Below are 16631 nucleotides of genomic sequence, written 5' to 3' on the forward strand. Positions count from 1 at the left end.
CGCTCGACTTGCATGTATTAGGCACGCCGCCAGCGTTCGTCCTGAGCCAGGATCAAACTCTCCAAGAAAGTTGATATAGCTCATTTGTTACGTTGGCTCGTGTTCTCTATATAATAGAAGAAACACGATTATTATTGTTTGTTGACGTTTTTGTTTGTTTAGTTTTCAAAGAGCATTTTTCCGAGAAGGTTTATAGTGTACCATCTCACTCATAAAGCGTCAATTACTTTTTTAAGAAAAGTTTCTTAAAAAAGCGACATAAACTATGATAACAGAAACATTTAATTAATTCAACTATTTTTTTGAAGTTTAATATTTTCTGTTAGTGACAAGAAGTAATATTACTAGATTAATTCACTTATGTCAACAGTTTAAAAATAACTTATCCCCATTCTTAAGAAACTGCTATGATGGATAATAGGATTGAGTCTTGATGTAGGTATAAGGACCAAAGGAAAAAAGTAGGATTTACTTTCCACTTTCCTATCTTAAAATACATAATGGAGGTAAGATACCATGTTTAAAAAAGCTACCATTCTTGTAGTGCTCTCATCCATTTTAGTAGCATTACTATTCGTTAAAGTTCACACAGCCGATCCTGTTAACAATTCAATTTCTAAGGGTAACGGTTCCTCTCAGTACATTACAAAGGAATACAAGATTACCAATATTAAAGGGAATAACTACTACGGAAAAGGCGATAATGGGACAGGGATTCGTTTTTCTTCTAATAACATCGTTTCGGGTGAAAAGATAAAAGTTTATGATGAGGTAATATGTTATTTTGAAAAGGATAATTTGGGAAAGGGCATCGTAAAAGTCGAAAAGAAATAATTTTACCAGATGCCCCCTGAAACATACCTGGATGTGTCATTGATCAATAACCTATTACTCAAACTTAATGATAGAAAGGGAAATTCGTTTGAAGGAATTTATTATTTGTTATACTTTTGATCATGAGATTATCTCTGAGAGAGTGGTTAAATAGATGAAAGGATATTTTTCTAGTAAACAAATAGAAGAATACCTTTTATTTTTTTGCCCATTTATCACTCTTCGTTCCAAATTCTCAATAAATTTATCTTTATCATTCCTATTTCCTCAATTGGGCTTTTTGAAGAGCCTTCAAAAACCACCACTTTCAGATTATTCAACTATTTTCGACATATTATCGCAATATAAATGCCACGTTGGTAAACAAATTAACATCTCTCTGTTCTTTGTTTCAGAAAATTTCATGTTACGATTATGAAAACTTAGCAACCAAAGAACACGGAGGGTAAAAGAATGCTTAAAAAAATTATATCAATGATAGCAGTTGCTGTACTCTCAGTAACTGTAAGTGCTAATGTGTCAGCTGCAACAATTACTGTACAAAAAGGGGATACCCTTTGGGACCTATCCCGCGTACATAATACATCTGTAGAAAATATTCAAATGTTAAACCATCTTACTACCGATCTTATTTATCCTGGCGATAAACTAGCCATTGCACCAGAGAAACATTATATAGTTAAACAAGATGACACATTATGGGACATCGCCATGGGACATCATACATCGGTTTCGTTAATTAAAGAATGGAACCATTTAAATACCGATCTCATCCATCCTGGATTAAACCTATTAATCTTTGATGGCATAAATACTAATAATACTGCTGTAAGCGGAAAAACAATGGATCTTGCTTTACAAGAATCTAAGGAAAATGCACCTGTATTTAAAACTGAATCAACACAAAAGGAAAGTGTACCTGCAGTAAAAGTAGCACCAGCACCAAAGGAAAGCGCACCTGCAGTAAAAGCTGCACCTGAACCAAAAGAAAGCACACCTGCGGTACAAGCTGAATCAAAAAGTGATTCAAGTTCTAAAGAAATTACAGTGAAAGCTACAGCTTATACAGCCTCATGTGAGGGATGTTCCGGCATTACGGCAACTGGAATGAACATTAAAGCAAATCCAAATCAAAAGGTCATCGCCGTTGACCCATCGGTTATCCCGCTAGGCAGTAAAGTGTATGTAGAAGGCTATGGGGAAGCGATCGCCGGAGATACTGGCGGAGCGATTAAAGGAAATCGAATTGATGTCTTTATTCCTTCTGAACACGATGCAATCAATTTTGGGGTAAAACACCTAAAGGTAACCATATTAAACTAAAACATATTAAACAACTTATCTATATTATACCCAATATTATGCAAAACACTGCAACTCTTTTATGTACCAAGGGTTGCAGTGTTTTTTTATTTACCTAAAATTATCTAGCAAAGATTCCTCCATCCGGATGCCATCAAATAACCTCCATGTTGGAAGTACAAAAAAAAACGCTCATATGAGCGTTTTTTTTATTCATTGATTTGGAGCTTGATCCTGCGGCTTCCTAAAATTAGATTATGTTCGTCTCCTTCGATTACGCAGAAACGACGGAATATCCAGAGGGTCTTTTGCCTGTTCGTTGTATCGGTCATAATTTACTTTTGGCGGTTCGGAGTACCGATCATGATTTTCCTTCGGAGGCTCAGGGTAACGGTCATACTCTCTCCTCGAAGGTTCAGGGTATCGATCATACTCCCTCCTCGAAGGTTCTGGGGATCGGTCATACTCTCCCCTCGAAGGTTCAGAGTATTGATCATAATCTTGAACGGGTTCACTTCGGTATCTCGGCTCACGCGGCCTGCGCGGTAACCGATTTTCCCTTTGATATGTATCAGGTATTTCTTCCATAGAAGGCTGGGAAGGCGTTTCTACAACGGTTTCCTCTTCCTCATTGAATCCAGTAGCAATGACCGTTACAATAATTTCATCATGTAAGTTATCGTTAATAACGGACCCAAAAATCATATTTAATTCTGCATGGGAGGCTTCTGCAACGATATCGGCTGCTTCCTGTACTTCAAAAAGACTTAAATTATTGCCGCCCGTTATATTCATGATCACACCTTGCGCTCCATTTATGGAGGTTTCCAGTAGCGGACTGTTTAATGCTTTCCGAGCAGCTTCAGCCGCACGATTACTCCCAGTGGCAATACCGATTCCCATTAGCGCGGTTCCTTTATGAGACATGACTGTTTTCACGTCTGCAAAGTCAAGGTTGATTAAACCTGGCACCGCAATTAAATCAGAAATCCCTTGAACCCCCTGTCTCAGGACATTATCCGCTTCACGGAAAGCTTCCACCATGGGGGTCTTTTTATCTACAATCTCTAATAGGCGGTCATTAGGTATAATGATAAGGGTGTCCACCGCTTCCCTGATGGCGTTAATTCCGACCTCCGCGTTTTTTGCACGTTTTAGACCTTCAAATTTAAACGGACGGGTAACAACCCCAATGGTCAGGGCGCCAAGCTTACGGGCAATTTTCGCAATGGCAGGGGCTGCCCCTGTACCGGTTCCGCCGCCCATTCCAGCTGTGACGAAAACCATGTCTGCGCCCGCTAAAACCTCTTCAAGCTGCTGTTTGCTTTCTTCGGCAGCCTTTCTTCCTATTTCCGGATTTGCACCAGCTCCTAAACCTCTTGTTAAGGCTCCGCCGATTTGCATGGTGATCTCGGCTTTTGATTGATTAAGAGCCTGTGCATCGGTATTAACAGCAATAAATTCTACACCCTCCACTCCAGCCTCGATCATTCGGTTCACGGCGTTGTTTCCCCCGCCGCCAACACCAATGACTTTGATCGTAGCGAATTGGTCGAAATCGGCATCAAATTCTAACATGATGATTCCTCCTTTATCCAGCTTCATTTGAATTTTCTAACTAGTGTTGCATAGTAACCCTTTATCTAATTTGAATTTTCCGTCTCTTTTTAGTGTTTAGTAGATTAGGAGGTCCAGGTAAAGTTTCTAGAATGACTCTTTTGCCATTAAACATGATGTAGTTTTAAGTCTACTTAACCTGAATTTTATTGTCTAGTTAAGATAAACCTATTCAAAAGGGGAAAAAGATGGGGAAAAATGCACACTTCCGATTAATAGGATTTACCTACCATCATTTTTTCTCAGAGAGAAATAGATTGAGAAATGAAAAAGCAGAAGGTGTTTTTTTCACCTCCTGCCTTATCATTGAGCGTCGCACCGATTCACTAAGCTAAATTTCGTACCGATGAGTAATTTTTCATACAGACTGGTTTATTCAAGATTAAACAGATTGAACTTCTTCTTTTACAGTTGATTGAACGACTTTGCCTCTTGTAACAAGACTTACAATGATCATAGTAGAAACATTTATAATGAGAGCGATAATCCCCGTGTTTAATTCTTGCACTGCTTGAGGCAAAAACGGGAACAATGTGCCAATAGATGCCTTGGTAAGTGTGACATATCCTACTACCAACACACCTACAATCATCCCAACAGCCGCACCTTGTTTCGTAACAAAGTTATTCTTCATTAAACAAGCGAGCAGCGCCGGAAATAATTGGGTAACAAAACTATAGGCCATTAAAAGTAAAGTAACAATTCCATCTCCGCCATTCAGCGTAAAATAGACTGAAATAAGGGCGATTACAGGAACGAACGCTTTGGAAAGAGTGGATACTTGCTTATCAGAAGCGGATGGAACCATCACTTTATACACATTTTTTGCTAATGCACTAGAGGAAGTCATTAACATCATCGATCCGGGAACTAATGCTGTTAATAAACCCGCTGCCCCGATTACACCGACAAACCATGGATCAAAGGTTTGAATCGAAATCCGGAGCAGAGCAAGATCGGATGCGGTTCCCTCTAAACCAGGAACTTGACCGATTGCGGCAAAACCGACAAAGAATACGAAAAGCAACATCACAACATAAAGTGGTGTAAATATAGCGTTCTTTCGAATTGCTTTTGCACTCTTGGCCGAAAACGCTGAAACGAATATATGCGGCCACATGACCGCCCCCAATACATTCATAAGAACGGTAGAAATCAACCAAGACATGCTTAATCCTTTATCAGGTATCGTTAAAAATCCCGGATTGGCCGCATTAATTTTCTCAAACATTGGCTGGATTCCTCCATAATAGTGAAAAGGAATATATAATCCGATAAAAGCAACGATTCCAAAAATCATAATATCCTTAACAATCGCGGTCCAAGCCGAGCCGTGAATACCAGAAATCATCACATAAATGGTCACAGAAATGGCTGCAATCCAAATCGCAACTGTTGGAGAAATGGTTCCATAGGAAGCTTCTGAAACAATAATTCCAAGCCCTTTTAATTGGAGAACAATATACGGAATCATGGAGATCACACCGATAAAGGTTACAAGGACCCCAAGATACTTACTTTTATACTTGCTTACAAAAAAGTCAGATTGTGAAACGGCATTGTGGTCCTTTGCATACTTCCAAACAGTCGGAAATACCCAGTAGATTAAGACATAGATAAGACTTAAATAGGCGAGAATATAGAGAGCAGGTCCACCCTTTCCATATGCCCAAGAACTTGCACCAAGGAATGTAAAAGTCGTAAAGGATTCACCCGCCATTAAAAGAAAGACAAAGATTGCACCAAAACCTCGTCCACCTACTGCCCACTGCTCAAGGTTCATATCTTTTCCTTTTCTCGCTTTGATTCCTAAATAAAGCGCAAAGACTAAAAATCCAAAGATTACGAAAAGGGCTGAATTCATCCTATATCACCTTCCTTGTTCGCAGGATCAAGTTTATATACAATTACTAATAGGACTGATGTTAAAATAACCCAGACAATCACCCAGAAAAAAATAAATGGTAATCCTAAAATATATGGTTCTACTTTGTTAACAAATGGCAGACATCCTAGCATACCTAGAAACGGAAGTAAGGAAAGTAACGCAATCACAGGTTTCATTCGTTTTCCCCCTTTATTAAAAGTTGACACTCCTTAAACCTAGTAGAGTCGCTAATAAATCACCCTAGCTTTCTTGCATGATGAGGCCAGATTGTGCGGCTGAATGTTCTGAGAGATAATCCATAACAGCACCGATAAATAGTTTTCCAATATCCAACATGGCCCGCTCATCCACATCAAACTTTGGATGGTGATGCGGGTAGGTAGCATTGATTTCAGGGTTTGCGCCGCCGACCCACACGAAAGTTCCAGGCACCTTTTTCACATAATAAGCAAAGTCTTCCATTCCCATCATCGCTTCCATATGGTGGACATTGCTTTCCCCAAACAGTGAGGTAGCCAATTTCTCCATTCTTTTCGTTTCCTCTGGGTGGTTCCAGACAGCAGGGTAGCCTCGAGTGTATGTAAATTTTGCAACTGCACCCGCTCCTTTGCAGGTGGACTCGACAACTTGTTCCATTTGTTCCTCAATCAAATCCCTTACCTCTTCATCAAACGTCCGAACGGTTCCGATGATGGTCGCCTTATCTGGGATCACATTAAAGCCACTTCCGCTATTAAATGCGCCAACTGTAACAACGGCTGTTTTCACAGGATCGACCCTCCTGCTGACAATTTGCTGCAAATTCATGACAAGCTGGCTTCCGGTCGTAATGGGGTCAACCGTTAAATGAGGTGTCGCGCCATGACCGCCTCTGCCTTGAATCTCAATTTCAAATGTATCCCCACAAGCACAGATGTAGCCTTCTTTAATGCCAATGAGTCCATAAGGATGCATGGAAGAAACATGCGCTCCAAAAATCACATCTACTCCCTCTAAACAACCGGCCTCAACCATTGATTTTGCTCCGCCAGGGATCACTTCCTCAGCAAACTGATGAATGAACACAATATTTCCTTCCAATTCGTCCTTCACTTCACTTAACACCTTGGCAACACCCAGTAATGTGGCCGTATGGAGGTCATGACCACAAGCATGCATCACACCAGGGACCTTGGATTTGTATTCAACATCTTTTTCGTCTTGAATCGGCAAGGCATCAAAATCAGCCCGCAATGCGACGGTTTTCCCTGGTTTACCACCTCGGAGCAATCCCGTAACACCTCTTCCACCCACTCCAGTTTTCACTTCCAAACCTAAGTCAGTTAAAAAAGCTGCCACCTTCTTCGGTGTATTCACCTCTTGGAACGACAGCTCGGGATTCATATGAAGATCCCTTCGAATATCGACCATTTCTGCATAAAGTTTTTCCAGTTTGTCAAAAAGCTGTTCTTGCATAAGTAAGCCCCCTTTTAGTAGTCTACACACCAAATTCTTCACACTTTTCAAAATCTTATAAAAAGTATAAAATGATTTTAAAGCGTTTTCAATGTAGGTATTTACCGATTATCCTCAATATTATGTAGGTATTTACACCAGGAGGTTCCTATGGAATTGATAAAGCCAGCTCTATCCTTTTTAGATCATGTAATAAAAGAAACCCCTTTTCAAATTTGGGCAGGTCAACAGCATGATCAAAAACATATTTATAGTAACGGCGGCGAGATTCCTCTTTCACCGCCATCTTTTTCCCTTTCCAAACCACGTAAGACCTATTCGGTCAACAGGCAAAACGGGAGGACCTTCCTCCATTTTTTATATCCGGAAGAGTTTCATATCTCTCTTTGCATGTTTAAAGAAAATGCACAACTGCCTGTTGAAACACTCGAACAGCTTCACTATTACTTTTATCCTCTATACAGCCAGGAGTTGATTCAAAAGCGGGATCGAGAATGGAAAATGGTGATGGAAACAACGAGGTCAATCAATTCATCCATTAATACGGACGAGGTGTTAACAAAGATCGTTCGAAATGCCATCAAGGTGATCCCCGCATCAGATGCAGGGTATTTACAGTTATTTGACGAGGAGCAGGAACGACTAGTTATTAGGGCCGCTGTTGGTTTCAATGAACACATTTACCACTTCCAACCCAAAAGTGGTGAGTCGATAACTGGAATGACCTATCTAGATGGAAAGACGAGAATTTATCATTCTCGAATGGAAATCTTGGCTTCGATGAGCGAAGAAAAGATTACGGAGGAAAATTATCATCATATTATGGCTTCTTCTGATCAGCATTTTCTTAAAGGAGGAATTTGTGTAGCAGTTTCCGTTGGAGAAAAGCGAATTGGCGTCATGATGGTGCACCAATTTTTCACTGAAGGAGGCTTAACCAACCGGGATATCGATTTATTACAAGGGTTTGCTGACCAGGCTGCTATTGCGATCCAAAATGCAGCACTTTTTTCTGAAATAAGGAAGAATATTGCTGTGCTGACTGAACTAAGCGAACAGTTGACAGAAAAAAATGCATTGTTAAACAAACGCAATCAAGTTCACGAAACATTAACGCGCATTTCATTGGAAAATAAAGGCGTTAAAACAATTATTTCAGAATTAAGCAAAATGATCGAAACGCCCATTTCCTTTTTCGATTGCACAGAAGATGAATTTTTTTGCAGTCATCAAAGCCAGCGACACCTCTTTCATTATGAAGAAATTAGAAAAATAATTCTTCCGAATCATGGCCCTCATAATATCGAAGTTCATGCCACGGAAAATGGTTCTTATTATCTTTATCCGATTCATAATGGAACTGCTTTTTTAGGGTGCCTAATTGTGGCAGCAACTAATCCGCTGAGCAAAATGGATATCGTAACAATTGAACAAGGAGGTGCGATTCTTTCATTAGAATTAGTAAAAAAACATACGTTGACAGATATTTACTACAAGAAAACCCATGAATATTTTACTGCAATCATAAAAAATACAAATACCGACTCGCTCTATGAACATGCAAAAGATCTTGGACTCATTCCATCCTCCTATCTATGTGTTGCCTTATTTGAAATAAAAACATATCCTGACCTGCAACTTTTAGAAGCAAATATTCACCGCTTAGTTTCATTTATAAAAAAAGCCCTTCCAGAGCTTCATTTGATCATCTATGGTTTTCATAATAAGGTCAATCTTCTCATCTCCTCGGATCATCCAGCAGCTCAAGCAAATATGACCGAGAGACTCGCAAATTTAATCAGGATTTGGGGAAATAAGGATGGCTTAGAAGTATCGGGTGGCATTGGTTCAACCTATAAAGGAATTGAAAATATTTCAAAGAGCTATGAGGAAGCAGAAAAAGCACTCGCCTATTTAGCCAATCGGAGCGAACAGAAGATGATTCATTACGAAAACATTGGGGTAAACCGCCTATTTATCCATCAGCAGCCTCAGGAAATCGAACGTTTTTTAGAGGAAACATTAGCGCCGCTATTGTTAGAAAAGAACCATCACGAACTAGAACATACACTCCTTACCTATATTCAATTAAACAAGTCAGCTGTCGAAACAGCTAAAAAGCTTCATATTCATATTAATACGCTTTACAAGCGGTTAAAAAGAATCGAAGAACTATTAAATGTTGATTTTAATCATCCAGAAGATAACCTAAAAATTCAATTAGCCTGCCACTTGAGGAGCTTCGTACAAGCATAAAAGGAGAAGTGCTCATAACACTTCTCCCTGCAACCTTTACCGTTCCCTAATATTCAGGTGCCAGGCACTGTCATGAACGACGCACTGACTCCCTGAAATCTACAATTCCACGAGCAACATCTTTCATTAAATAGGTGAGATAAGTTTCATTCGAAAGATTCTTATCCTCGATTGGGTTGGTCATGAATCCCATTTCGATTAAGACCGCTGGGACTTGAGACCAATTTGTGCCGGACAAATCGTCGCGAAAAGAGATACCATTTACTTTGACATCCTGATTTTCCTTTACCTCATCCACAATCAATTGGGAAGCCTTTAAACTATCCTTATAGATGGTTTTCGTATAAGGATTCTTGCTTGAAGGGGTTAGAATCGAAAAGCCTCTGACACTCCGATCGGTGGACCCGTCCGCATGAAGGCGAATAAACAAGTCCGCCTTATTCACATTGGCCATTTCAGCCCTTACTTTATTACTTACATTCACATCGTCTGAGGTTCGTGTATACACCACTTTGAAACCTTTTTCTTTTAAGATTGCACCTAAAATTCTAGAAGCCTTTAATGTCAGCTTATATTCAGGTGTACCGGTTGTGATCCCCCTAGTTCCTCCCGTTACTTTTGGCTTTTCCTGGTTAGACCCCGGACCGATTTTTTCAGTCGATAAATCAGCTTTTTGCTGGTGACCAGGGTCAATGCAGATGACAAGCGGGTTCCTTTTTGGCTTCGCTGTAATGGGTGGTGCTGTCTTTTCCTTTTTTTCAACCCTCACTGGAGGTTCTGTTTTTTCAACCGCTCGAAAACAAACAAATGTGATCAAAACCACCACAAGGATGAAAAAGATTGAACCATATTTTTTAAAAAAACGGCTCACTATAAACTATCCTCTCTTGCCTTGATCGTGGTTACATTTTGTCTTTCTACATCATTTAATGAGCCATCAAAGGAATCATTAGCATGATACCACGATTTACCTGAAAAATAGTTTTGCAAATCCTTTGATTTAAACACGTAGCCATGACGAGCGTAGATTTCATTTCTGGCTAATCGAAGCTGCCATTTTGGTAAAATATCTATGTCGTCTAAGCTCAGCAACCTTTTATTACTAGTAGGTATAATATAATCGGAAGAAGAGGGCTTTGAACTTTCTGGCGAAAGGTTACTAGATTCATTTTTATTTTCTGCCGCTTTCTCTGTTGATGGATCAATCTTTTTAGTTGCTGTAACACTTGTTTTTGTTACTGGCTTTTGAAAGCCTTTAACGACGAACGGAGTGACACTTACAACAGCCAGCATCCCAACAATGGATCCAACGGCCACTATTTTCTTATTTTTCGAACTATGCTTCTTTTTTTCCACACGAGAATTAGGGGCTGGGGATATATTCTTATGATCTTTTGTGATTCTCGAACCGCAGTTCGGACAGAATTCACTAGATTTATTAACTTTTTTACCACAATTACTGCAAGAATTCATGAAATCATTTCCCCCATCTATTAATTATTCCTAGAAGGACATAAAAAAATCTATAATCATAGTTATTATAGAACAAAAAGAGGATTCAATTTTTGCAAACAGATTAAATTGATGTGACATTTGAACCAACTTAAAGCCAAAGTAACTGTTCTTCCTCCATCTTGAATTCCTCCCAATTGTAAATACCAGCCATCTTTCTACCAGTTTACCACACAAATCGACACGTTCAGACGCCTTCTTCTCCGGAAACCGATTGGTAAATTAGGATTTCCCCCTCACATCAGTAAAAACAGTGTCAAAATTCGCAGAAAGGGTTCCTCATTAAAATCTGATAATAATTTCCTTATTATGGGCATAATAAAATGGCATATTGACTGGGCCTTATAGAATGGATGGAACTTCTGGTGGTCGTTATAATCTATTTTTGTGTCGATATCCTCGAAAAAGTGTTGATATCCCTCAAAAATTTGTTGATATTCGACAATAGGAGCAGTTAATCTCGGCAACAACCCCTAAAACTTGAAAAAAACTGCTACCTAATGTATTTTGAAGAGAGCTAAAATTACGTTTTACCTCAGAATAGGAAGTGAAGATTATGATAAAGATTGAAATACCAAATCCTGATGTTGTCATAACGAAACAAAGACAGTTAGGTGAAAAAGTAGAAGCGGTTATTAGCAGTGAATATGGTTTTACAGATTATCATCGAATTCCTCGTGATAAAGGCGGAATCATCCTACTTTTTAACGCAGAGGATGAACTGTTATATGTCGGCAAAGCACGGAAATTGCGTCCAAGAGTAAAGAAACATTTTGAGGATACCGTTTCCCCTATTAAAATGCACCGTGATGAAGTATATAAAATTGTGGTTTGCATCGTCGAAGATCCAACGGAAAGAGAAATTTACGAAACCTACATCATCAACAAGCAGCATGCAAAATACAATATTGACAAAGTGTTTTATAAATAAATTCCGTCAAACATAAAATCACCTTGCACCATAAGTGCAAGGTGATTTTCACATTCTGTAGATTAGTACGAAGATTGTCGATTGTTATTTACGTTTCCAGCGTTTAAATGATTGCATTCTTTTACAGATTTAATTGCATGTCCGCTATCATCTGTACACCAGGATTGGGATTGGAAGGCTAAAAAAATCCCTGCCCATCGATTCTCTTCGGTAAAATGAATAAGGATCCCACCGTCTTGCCTGATTCCATCATCATTTTTCCATCTACCCACATTCCCCTGATTCATATGAATATCATGGATCCCGTTACCAGGTAAAAAGTGAAAATATTGATCCGGAACATCCTCTTCCGGTCCCCATCTCTCACCGTAAGCATAAAGGGTTGCATTTTTACCCATGGCTTCCTTGATGTAGTACTCTACTTTTTCTTTTAAATCATTATTGAGACCGGGTTTAAAAGGCGGAAGGGCAACCATATCCTTGGGATCGAATAATCCCCCGCGAATATAGTCGAGGGCAATTTCCTGATTGTTGTTCGTGATGGGAATAAATCCAGAAGGAAGTGATGGCAATTTTGTGATTTGTTCGGAGTTGAAATTCTCGCTGACATAGTAAAGAACTTCCGAGGGGCGCGTTCCTGATTGAATGTTAACCGCGATTCGATAATTCGTCTCTTGGTCATCTTTAAGATGAATTTCAAAATGAGGGTTTCCGGAGCGACCGATGGCAGTGTTTACAACTTTTCCTTTTAAAACGGTATAATTTTGTAAAGGCATTGGCAGATCCTCCTCTAGTAAATTTAATTACTTGATTCTATTTTAGGCCATACCCTTTTTCATCACCACGTTCTATTTCCTTATTTTTCTATTACAGAGTTCATACTTTTAGATTAGTTGAGCATTCCACGTCTATTTCGGCAGTCCATTCATTTTGAGATACAGAGTGGAAAAAGTTTTTTCCACTCTTGATACAGTTGATCATCAAAAGTCGATTACAGAAACCATTCACCCTGCGCGAGTTTTTCTACCCTGCCTCCTACAAAAACACTAATTTCCCCATCAGCATCACTTGCTTTTAAAAACAATAAAGAAGCCCTGTTCATTTCATAACCTTGTTCGACACGAAGATCAATTTCATTTTTTTCAAAAAGTCGGTACTTTATTAAGTACCCGGCTAAGCAGCCGTTCGAGCTTCCCGTAGCCGCATCCTCAGGAATCCCATAATAATCTCCAAAATCCCGAACATTTAAATCATTGTCTGGATGATAGGCTTCAGGAGAAAAAACCAGGATTGCTTTTGCATCCGTATATTCAATTAGCTCAAAGTATTTTTCTTTGTTAATCTTTACTTTTTTAACAGCTTCTAAAGAGGTTAAAGGGACAATAATCACTGGAAGACCCGTGGAAACCTCCTGGATAGGATATTTTACATCTATGTATTCTTGATCAATGTTTAACACTTCAGCAACTTTATCAGCTTCTAAAACTTGACCGAAAGATGGTTCATTTTGCTTCATCCAAATCACTTCTTCTTGATGGTCGAAGGAAACGGGGATCTGACCAGCTTTAAAATTTAACATAAGTTTGTCCGCTGGTTCTGCTAGAATTTCATTTTGAATAATATACGCCGTACCCAATGTCGGGTGGCCAGCGAAAGGAACTTCTTCATTCGGCGTAAAAATCCGAACATCATATCCCCCGTTATTTTTCACATTAGATAAAATAAAAGTCGTTTCAGAATAATTCACTTCCTTGGCGATTTGCTGCATCTCCTCACCCGATAAATTTCCAGCATTCTTAAAAACAGCAAGCTGATTTCCTGTATATTTCCCTTGTGAAAAAACATCGACAATTGAATAATTAATTTTCTTCAATTTCGCTTCTCTCCCTCATTAGTAGTGCATACTTAGAAACTCATTAATCTCCGCGTTATTTTTACTAGCATATGAGTTTTCCCGAAGCTTGTATTGATATAGATTCTTTCAACCTAAAACTTTAATGATTGAAGATAATTTTCATAGTGCTGAGAAAGTCTTCTTTTTCCTTCCGGGCTTTTATAAATGGTTCCCGTCCTCATAGAACACCTCAATCTTTATCGATAGGTATACATCATCCAAAACCCAATATCCTCAAAGCCAATTCGCTTATAAATCGCTCCTGCTTCAGGATTATCGTAGAACAAACAAAGTTCTTTCCCCTCGCTTAAAAGTTGGCTGCATAGCCTAAGCATACACTTGGTTGCATGTCCTTTTTTCTTATAGCCTTCTAACGTAGCTACCCCCACAACCATTGCAGACAATGAATTTTCTGCAGCTGTTGAGGCAGTGGAGACCATTTTTCCATCGTTCTTTAGAAAAAAAGACCGGGAACTGCCGTCTTTCAATTCACGAATTTTTCTTTCCACTGTGATAGTTGTATGGCAAAACTCTGGAATAGAGGTTAATAAGATAACAAGCTCCCCTGCATCCTTGGAAGTTGCTTGTTGAACATTTGCAAAATCAATATTCGTCGGATCAATATTCAATTTGGTACACTTAGCATAATAGGTTTGTCTTTTCCTTTTATATGGTTGAGGCAAGTAAGGCTCCAATTGTTCCGTGATTTCCTTAAGTCCGGACATCATCTTAAAAACAGGATCTTTAGACATGATCTCAGCAAACCCTTTGGCATTAAAAGCTGCTGTCGCAAATGGTATATAGTTTTCCTCATACTTTAACAAGACAGCAATCAATTCTCCGCTTTCGTTAAACTCTCCCCAAAGCTTTTGAAACTCTTGTTCATAACCATATGTTTCAATGTCACCAATGATAAATAAATTTTCAGCAGGTCGGGTCTTTAGGAAATTAAGACAAACCTCATGATCATTTTTATTTAGTCTTCTAATCATTGTTCTACTCCTTCAAATTTTAATTTTAACTGTATCCATTCAGTTTCTTTCCTAATTCTTCTAATTCTATTATAGATAGTAAGCAGGAACTTAAAAAGCCGTAACCTATCAGGAGGTTACGGCTTTTTTAAAGATATTTTTTTATATTTAAACTCTTTCAAGATTGAAGCGGGTGATGGGAATCGAACCCACAACAACAGCTTGGAAGGCTGTGGTTTTACCACTAAACTACACCCGCACATAACGCAAATGATATTTTATTTTTAACCATACCGGTGGTCGGCGTCCCGGATTGGGACCAGGGATACTGGTCGATCGTGCTCTACCAACTGAACTACTGAGCAAAAAAAAATCTATATCAACAGCAGGTATATCCTACTGGGGTAAAAGTACGGTCCGGACGGGACTCGAACCCGCGACCTCCTGCGTGACAGGCAGGCATTCTAACCAACTGAACTACCGGACCATATATTGCGGAGGCAGGATTTGAACCTGCGACCTTCGGGTTATGAGCCCGACGAGCTACCAGACTGCTCCACCCCGCGATAATAGAAAATATTAAGTTTAGATGATGCTCTAAGCTTAACGACCGCCCCGATCTCAGAATGCTTATTCAAGATGCTACTCAATCGGTGCGCTGTGGATAATTCGATGAAGCATATTCGAACGTGCTCCACCCCGCGATAATAGAAAATATTAAGTTTAGATGATGCTCCAAGCTTAACGACCGCCCCGATTTCAGAATGCTTATTCAAGATGCAGTTCAATCGGTGCGCAGTGGATAATTCCCCAAAAAGGAATGGAGCCTAGCGGGATCGAACCGCTGACCTCCTGCGTGCAAAGCAGGCGCTCTCCCAGCTGAGCTAAGGCCCCATGGTATAAATATCATTTTGACTGGTCGGGAAGACAGGATTCGAACCTGCGACCCCTTGGTCCCAAACCAAGTGCTCTACCAAGCTGAGCTACTTCCCGTAAAAATATGGCGCGCCCGAAAGGAGTCGAACCCATAACCTTCTGATCCGTAGTCAGACGCTCTATCCAATTGAGCTACGGGCGCATTATGAAAGTATTTTGCATGCCCAAAACACTGGTGCCGAGGACCGGAATCGAACCGGTACGGTAGTCACCTACCGCAGGATTTTAAGTCCTGTGCGTCTGCCAGTTCCGCCACCCCGGCAAATTGGAGCGGAAGACGGGATTCGAACCCGCGACCCCCACCTTGGCAAGGTGGTGTTCTACCACTGAACTACTTCCGCATATAAATAGTTGGTTATTTTGCTGCCGCAAAAAACTTTGGTGCGGGTGAAGGGAGTCGAACCCCCACGCCTTGCGGCGCCAGATCCTAAGTCTGGTGCGTCTGCCAATTCCGCCACACCCGCATATCCAATTAAATGGTGGAGGATGACGGGATCGAACCGCCGACCCTCTGCTTGTAAGGCAGATGCTCTCCCAGCTGAGCTAATCCTCCATTATACTGTCAGTTATTTTCACTGCTTCGAAATAACTTTGGTGACCCCTACGGGATTCGAACCCGTGTTACCGCCGTGAAAGGGCGGTGTCTTAACCGCTTGACCAAGGGGCCTTTTTTAAAAAATTTCAAAAATAATAGCCCCATAAAGGGCTTAGCCTGGCAACGTCCTACTCTCACAGGGGGACAGCCCCCAACTACCATCGGCGCTGAGAAGCTTAACTTCCGTGTTCGGTATGGGAACGGGTGTGACCTTCTCGCCATTATTGCCAGACTATTAAGTTTGAGGTATCATTCCCTCAAAACTAGATAATACAGAAGAAGTTTTTAGTAAAAACGAGTTCACCTTAAGACTATGGTTAAGTCCTCGATCGATTAGTATCAGTCAGCTCCACATGTCACCACGCTTCCACCTCTGACCTATCAACCTGATCATCTTTCAGGGATCTTACTAGCTTGACGCTATGGGAAATCTCATCTTG

The 16631-nt window shown here is 40.0% G+C and carries 13 protein-coding genes, 11 tRNA genes and 3 rRNA genes; 4 read left to right on the forward strand and 23 right to left on the reverse strand.

Going from position 1 to position 16631, the window contains the following annotated elements:
- A 16S ribosomal RNA gene (locus M028_RS0113045) occupies nucleotides 1–68 on the reverse strand; the annotation flags it as partial.
- A 448-nt stretch (nucleotides 69–516) separates the two neighbouring features.
- Between M028_RS0113045 and M028_RS0113050 the strand changes: the two genes are divergently transcribed.
- Entirely contained in the window at nucleotides 517–834 is a 318-nt protein-coding gene (locus M028_RS0113050) for a hypothetical protein (RefSeq protein WP_026574276.1), read from the forward strand.
- Nucleotides 835–1287: 453 nt separating this feature from the next.
- On the forward strand, nucleotides 1288–2157 hold the full coding sequence (locus tag M028_RS0113055) for a 3D domain-containing protein (RefSeq protein ID WP_026574277.1): 870 nt from the start codon (nucleotides 1288–1290) through the stop codon (nucleotides 2155–2157).
- Between the two features lie 234 nt (nucleotides 2158–2391).
- On the opposite strand, the gene ftsZ is transcribed toward M028_RS0113055, so the two are convergent.
- The 4 genes from ftsZ to M028_RS0113080 form a co-directional block, all read right to left on the reverse strand.
- On the reverse strand, nucleotides 2392–3714 hold the full coding sequence (gene ftsZ / locus M028_RS0113060; RefSeq protein WP_026574278.1) for a cell division protein FtsZ: 1323 nt from the start codon (nucleotides 3712–3714) through the stop codon (nucleotides 2392–2394).
- Nucleotides 3715–4135: 421 nt separating this feature from the next.
- Complete coding sequence (locus tag M028_RS0113070; RefSeq protein WP_026574279.1) at nucleotides 4136–5617, reverse strand: sodium:solute symporter family protein; 1482 nt, start codon at nucleotides 5615–5617, stop codon at nucleotides 4136–4138.
- A complete protein-coding gene (locus M028_RS0113075) occupies nucleotides 5614–5817 on the reverse strand; it encodes a DUF3311 domain-containing protein (RefSeq protein ID WP_026574280.1) in 204 nt (67 codons plus the stop codon). The genes M028_RS0113070 and M028_RS0113075 overlap by 4 nt, the downstream gene beginning before the upstream one ends.
- 64 nt (nucleotides 5818–5881) lie before the next feature.
- A complete protein-coding gene (locus M028_RS0113080) occupies nucleotides 5882–7096 on the reverse strand; it encodes an amidohydrolase (protein WP_026574281.1) in 1215 nt (404 codons plus the stop codon).
- Nucleotides 7097–7246: 150 nt separating this feature from the next.
- On the opposite strand from M028_RS0113080, the gene M028_RS0113085 reads away from it, so the two are divergent.
- On the forward strand, nucleotides 7247–9352 hold the full coding sequence (locus M028_RS0113085) for a helix-turn-helix domain-containing protein (protein WP_026574282.1): 2106 nt from the start codon (nucleotides 7247–7249) through the stop codon (nucleotides 9350–9352).
- Nucleotides 9353–9422: 70 nt separating this feature from the next.
- Here M028_RS0113085 and M028_RS29985 read toward each other — a convergent pair whose 3' ends face one another.
- Together M028_RS29985 and M028_RS0113095 are read right to left on the reverse strand one after the other, a co-directional pair.
- A complete protein-coding gene (locus M028_RS29985; protein WP_051591039.1) occupies nucleotides 9423–10223 on the reverse strand; it encodes an N-acetylmuramoyl-L-alanine amidase in 801 nt (266 codons plus the stop codon).
- Complete coding sequence (locus M028_RS0113095; RefSeq protein ID WP_026574283.1) at nucleotides 10223–10825, reverse strand: YARHG domain-containing protein; 603 nt, start codon at nucleotides 10823–10825, stop codon at nucleotides 10223–10225. Before M028_RS0113095 ends, M028_RS29985 begins: the two co-directional genes overlap by 1 nt.
- A gap of 595 nt (nucleotides 10826–11420) precedes the next feature.
- On the opposite strand from M028_RS0113095, the gene M028_RS0113100 reads away from it, so the two are divergent.
- Nucleotides 11421–11795: a nucleotide excision repair endonuclease gene (locus tag M028_RS0113100; RefSeq protein WP_026574284.1), complete on the forward strand. Its 375-nt coding sequence runs from the start codon at nucleotides 11421–11423 to the stop codon at nucleotides 11793–11795.
- A gap of 62 nt (nucleotides 11796–11857) precedes the next feature.
- On the opposite strand, the gene M028_RS0113105 is transcribed toward M028_RS0113100, so the two are convergent.
- From M028_RS0113105 to M028_RS0113180, 16 genes are all read right to left on the reverse strand, one after another.
- Nucleotides 11858–12571, reverse strand: a complete 714-nt coding sequence (locus M028_RS0113105; protein ID WP_026574285.1) for a YukJ family protein — start codon at nucleotides 12569–12571, stop codon at nucleotides 11858–11860.
- Nucleotides 12572–12786: 215 nt separating this feature from the next.
- Nucleotides 12787–13668: a PhzF family phenazine biosynthesis protein gene (locus M028_RS0113110; RefSeq protein WP_026574286.1), complete on the reverse strand. Its 882-nt coding sequence runs from the start codon at nucleotides 13666–13668 to the stop codon at nucleotides 12787–12789.
- Nucleotides 13669–13886: 218 nt separating this feature from the next.
- Nucleotides 13887–14681 (reverse strand): GNAT family N-acetyltransferase, encoded by a 795-nt coding sequence (locus M028_RS0113115; protein ID WP_026574287.1) that lies wholly within the window; start codon nucleotides 14679–14681, stop codon nucleotides 13887–13889.
- Nucleotides 14682–14848: 167 nt separating this feature from the next.
- Nucleotides 14849–14919: transfer RNA gene (locus tag M028_RS0113120), tRNA-Gly, on the reverse strand.
- Between the two features lie 154 nt (nucleotides 14920–15073).
- A tRNA-Asp gene (locus tag M028_RS0113125) sits at nucleotides 15074–15147 on the reverse strand.
- A 5-nt stretch (nucleotides 15148–15152) separates the two neighbouring features.
- Nucleotides 15153–15226 (reverse strand) — tRNA-Met (locus M028_RS0113130).
- Nucleotides 15227–15481: 255 nt separating this feature from the next.
- Nucleotides 15482–15554, reverse strand: a tRNA-Ala gene (locus M028_RS0113135).
- Between the two features lie 22 nt (nucleotides 15555–15576).
- A tRNA-Pro gene (locus M028_RS0113140) sits at nucleotides 15577–15653 on the reverse strand.
- A gap of 8 nt (nucleotides 15654–15661) precedes the next feature.
- Nucleotides 15662–15738: transfer RNA gene (locus tag M028_RS0113145), tRNA-Arg, on the reverse strand.
- Nucleotides 15739–15769: 31 nt separating this feature from the next.
- Nucleotides 15770–15858 (reverse strand) — tRNA-Leu (locus M028_RS0113150).
- Between the two features lie 4 nt (nucleotides 15859–15862).
- Nucleotides 15863–15937 (reverse strand) — tRNA-Gly (locus M028_RS0113155).
- Nucleotides 15938–15975: 38 nt separating this feature from the next.
- Nucleotides 15976–16060, reverse strand: a tRNA-Leu gene (locus tag M028_RS0113160).
- A 13-nt stretch (nucleotides 16061–16073) separates the two neighbouring features.
- Nucleotides 16074–16149, reverse strand: a tRNA-Val gene (locus M028_RS0113165).
- A 39-nt stretch (nucleotides 16150–16188) separates the two neighbouring features.
- A tRNA-Glu gene (locus M028_RS0113170) sits at nucleotides 16189–16263 on the reverse strand.
- Nucleotides 16264–16306: 43 nt separating this feature from the next.
- Nucleotides 16307–16423: ribosomal RNA gene (rrf, locus tag M028_RS0113175) — 5S ribosomal RNA — on the reverse strand.
- Nucleotides 16424–16504: 81 nt separating this feature from the next.
- Nucleotides 16505–16631 (reverse strand): 23S ribosomal RNA (locus tag M028_RS0113180); the annotation flags it as partial.

This window comes from Bacillus sp. UNC438CL73TsuS30, from assembly GCF_000482325.1.
Lineage (GTDB): Bacteria > Bacillota > Bacilli > Bacillales > Cytobacillaceae > Neobacillus.

Excerpts from the sequence above, each read along its gene's own strand:
- M028_RS0113115 (WP_026574287.1), bottom strand. The coding sequence starts at position 14,681 with ATGATTAGAAGACTAAATAAAAATGATCATGAGGTTTGTCTTAATTTC.
- M028_RS0113105 (WP_026574285.1), bottom strand. The coding sequence starts at position 12,571 with ATGCCTTTACAAAATTATACCGTTTTAAAAGGAAAAGTTGTAAACACT.
- M028_RS0113075 (WP_026574280.1), bottom strand. The coding sequence starts at position 5,817 with ATGAAACCTGTGATTGCGTTACTTTCCTTACTTCCGTTTCTAGGTATG.
- M028_RS0113100 (WP_026574284.1), top strand. The coding sequence starts at position 11,421 with ATGATAAAGATTGAAATACCAAATCCTGATGTTGTCATAACGAAACAA.
- M028_RS0113055 (WP_026574277.1), top strand. The coding sequence starts at position 1,288 with ATGCTTAAAAAAATTATATCAATGATAGCAGTTGCTGTACTCTCAGTA.
- M028_RS0113080 (WP_026574281.1), bottom strand. The coding sequence starts at position 7,096 with ATGCAAGAACAGCTTTTTGACAAACTGGAAAAACTTTATGCAGAAATG.
- M028_RS0113050 (WP_026574276.1), top strand. The coding sequence starts at position 517 with ATGTTTAAAAAAGCTACCATTCTTGTAGTGCTCTCATCCATTTTAGTA.
- M028_RS0113070 (WP_026574279.1), bottom strand. The coding sequence starts at position 5,617 with ATGAATTCAGCCCTTTTCGTAATCTTTGGATTTTTAGTCTTTGCGCTT.
- M028_RS0113085 (WP_026574282.1), top strand. The coding sequence starts at position 7,247 with ATGGAATTGATAAAGCCAGCTCTATCCTTTTTAGATCATGTAATAAAA.
- M028_RS0113095 (WP_026574283.1), bottom strand. The coding sequence starts at position 10,825 with ATGAATTCTTGCAGTAATTGTGGTAAAAAAGTTAATAAATCTAGTGAA.
- ftsZ (WP_026574278.1), bottom strand. The coding sequence starts at position 3,714 with ATGTTAGAATTTGATGCCGATTTCGACCAATTCGCTACGATCAAAGTC.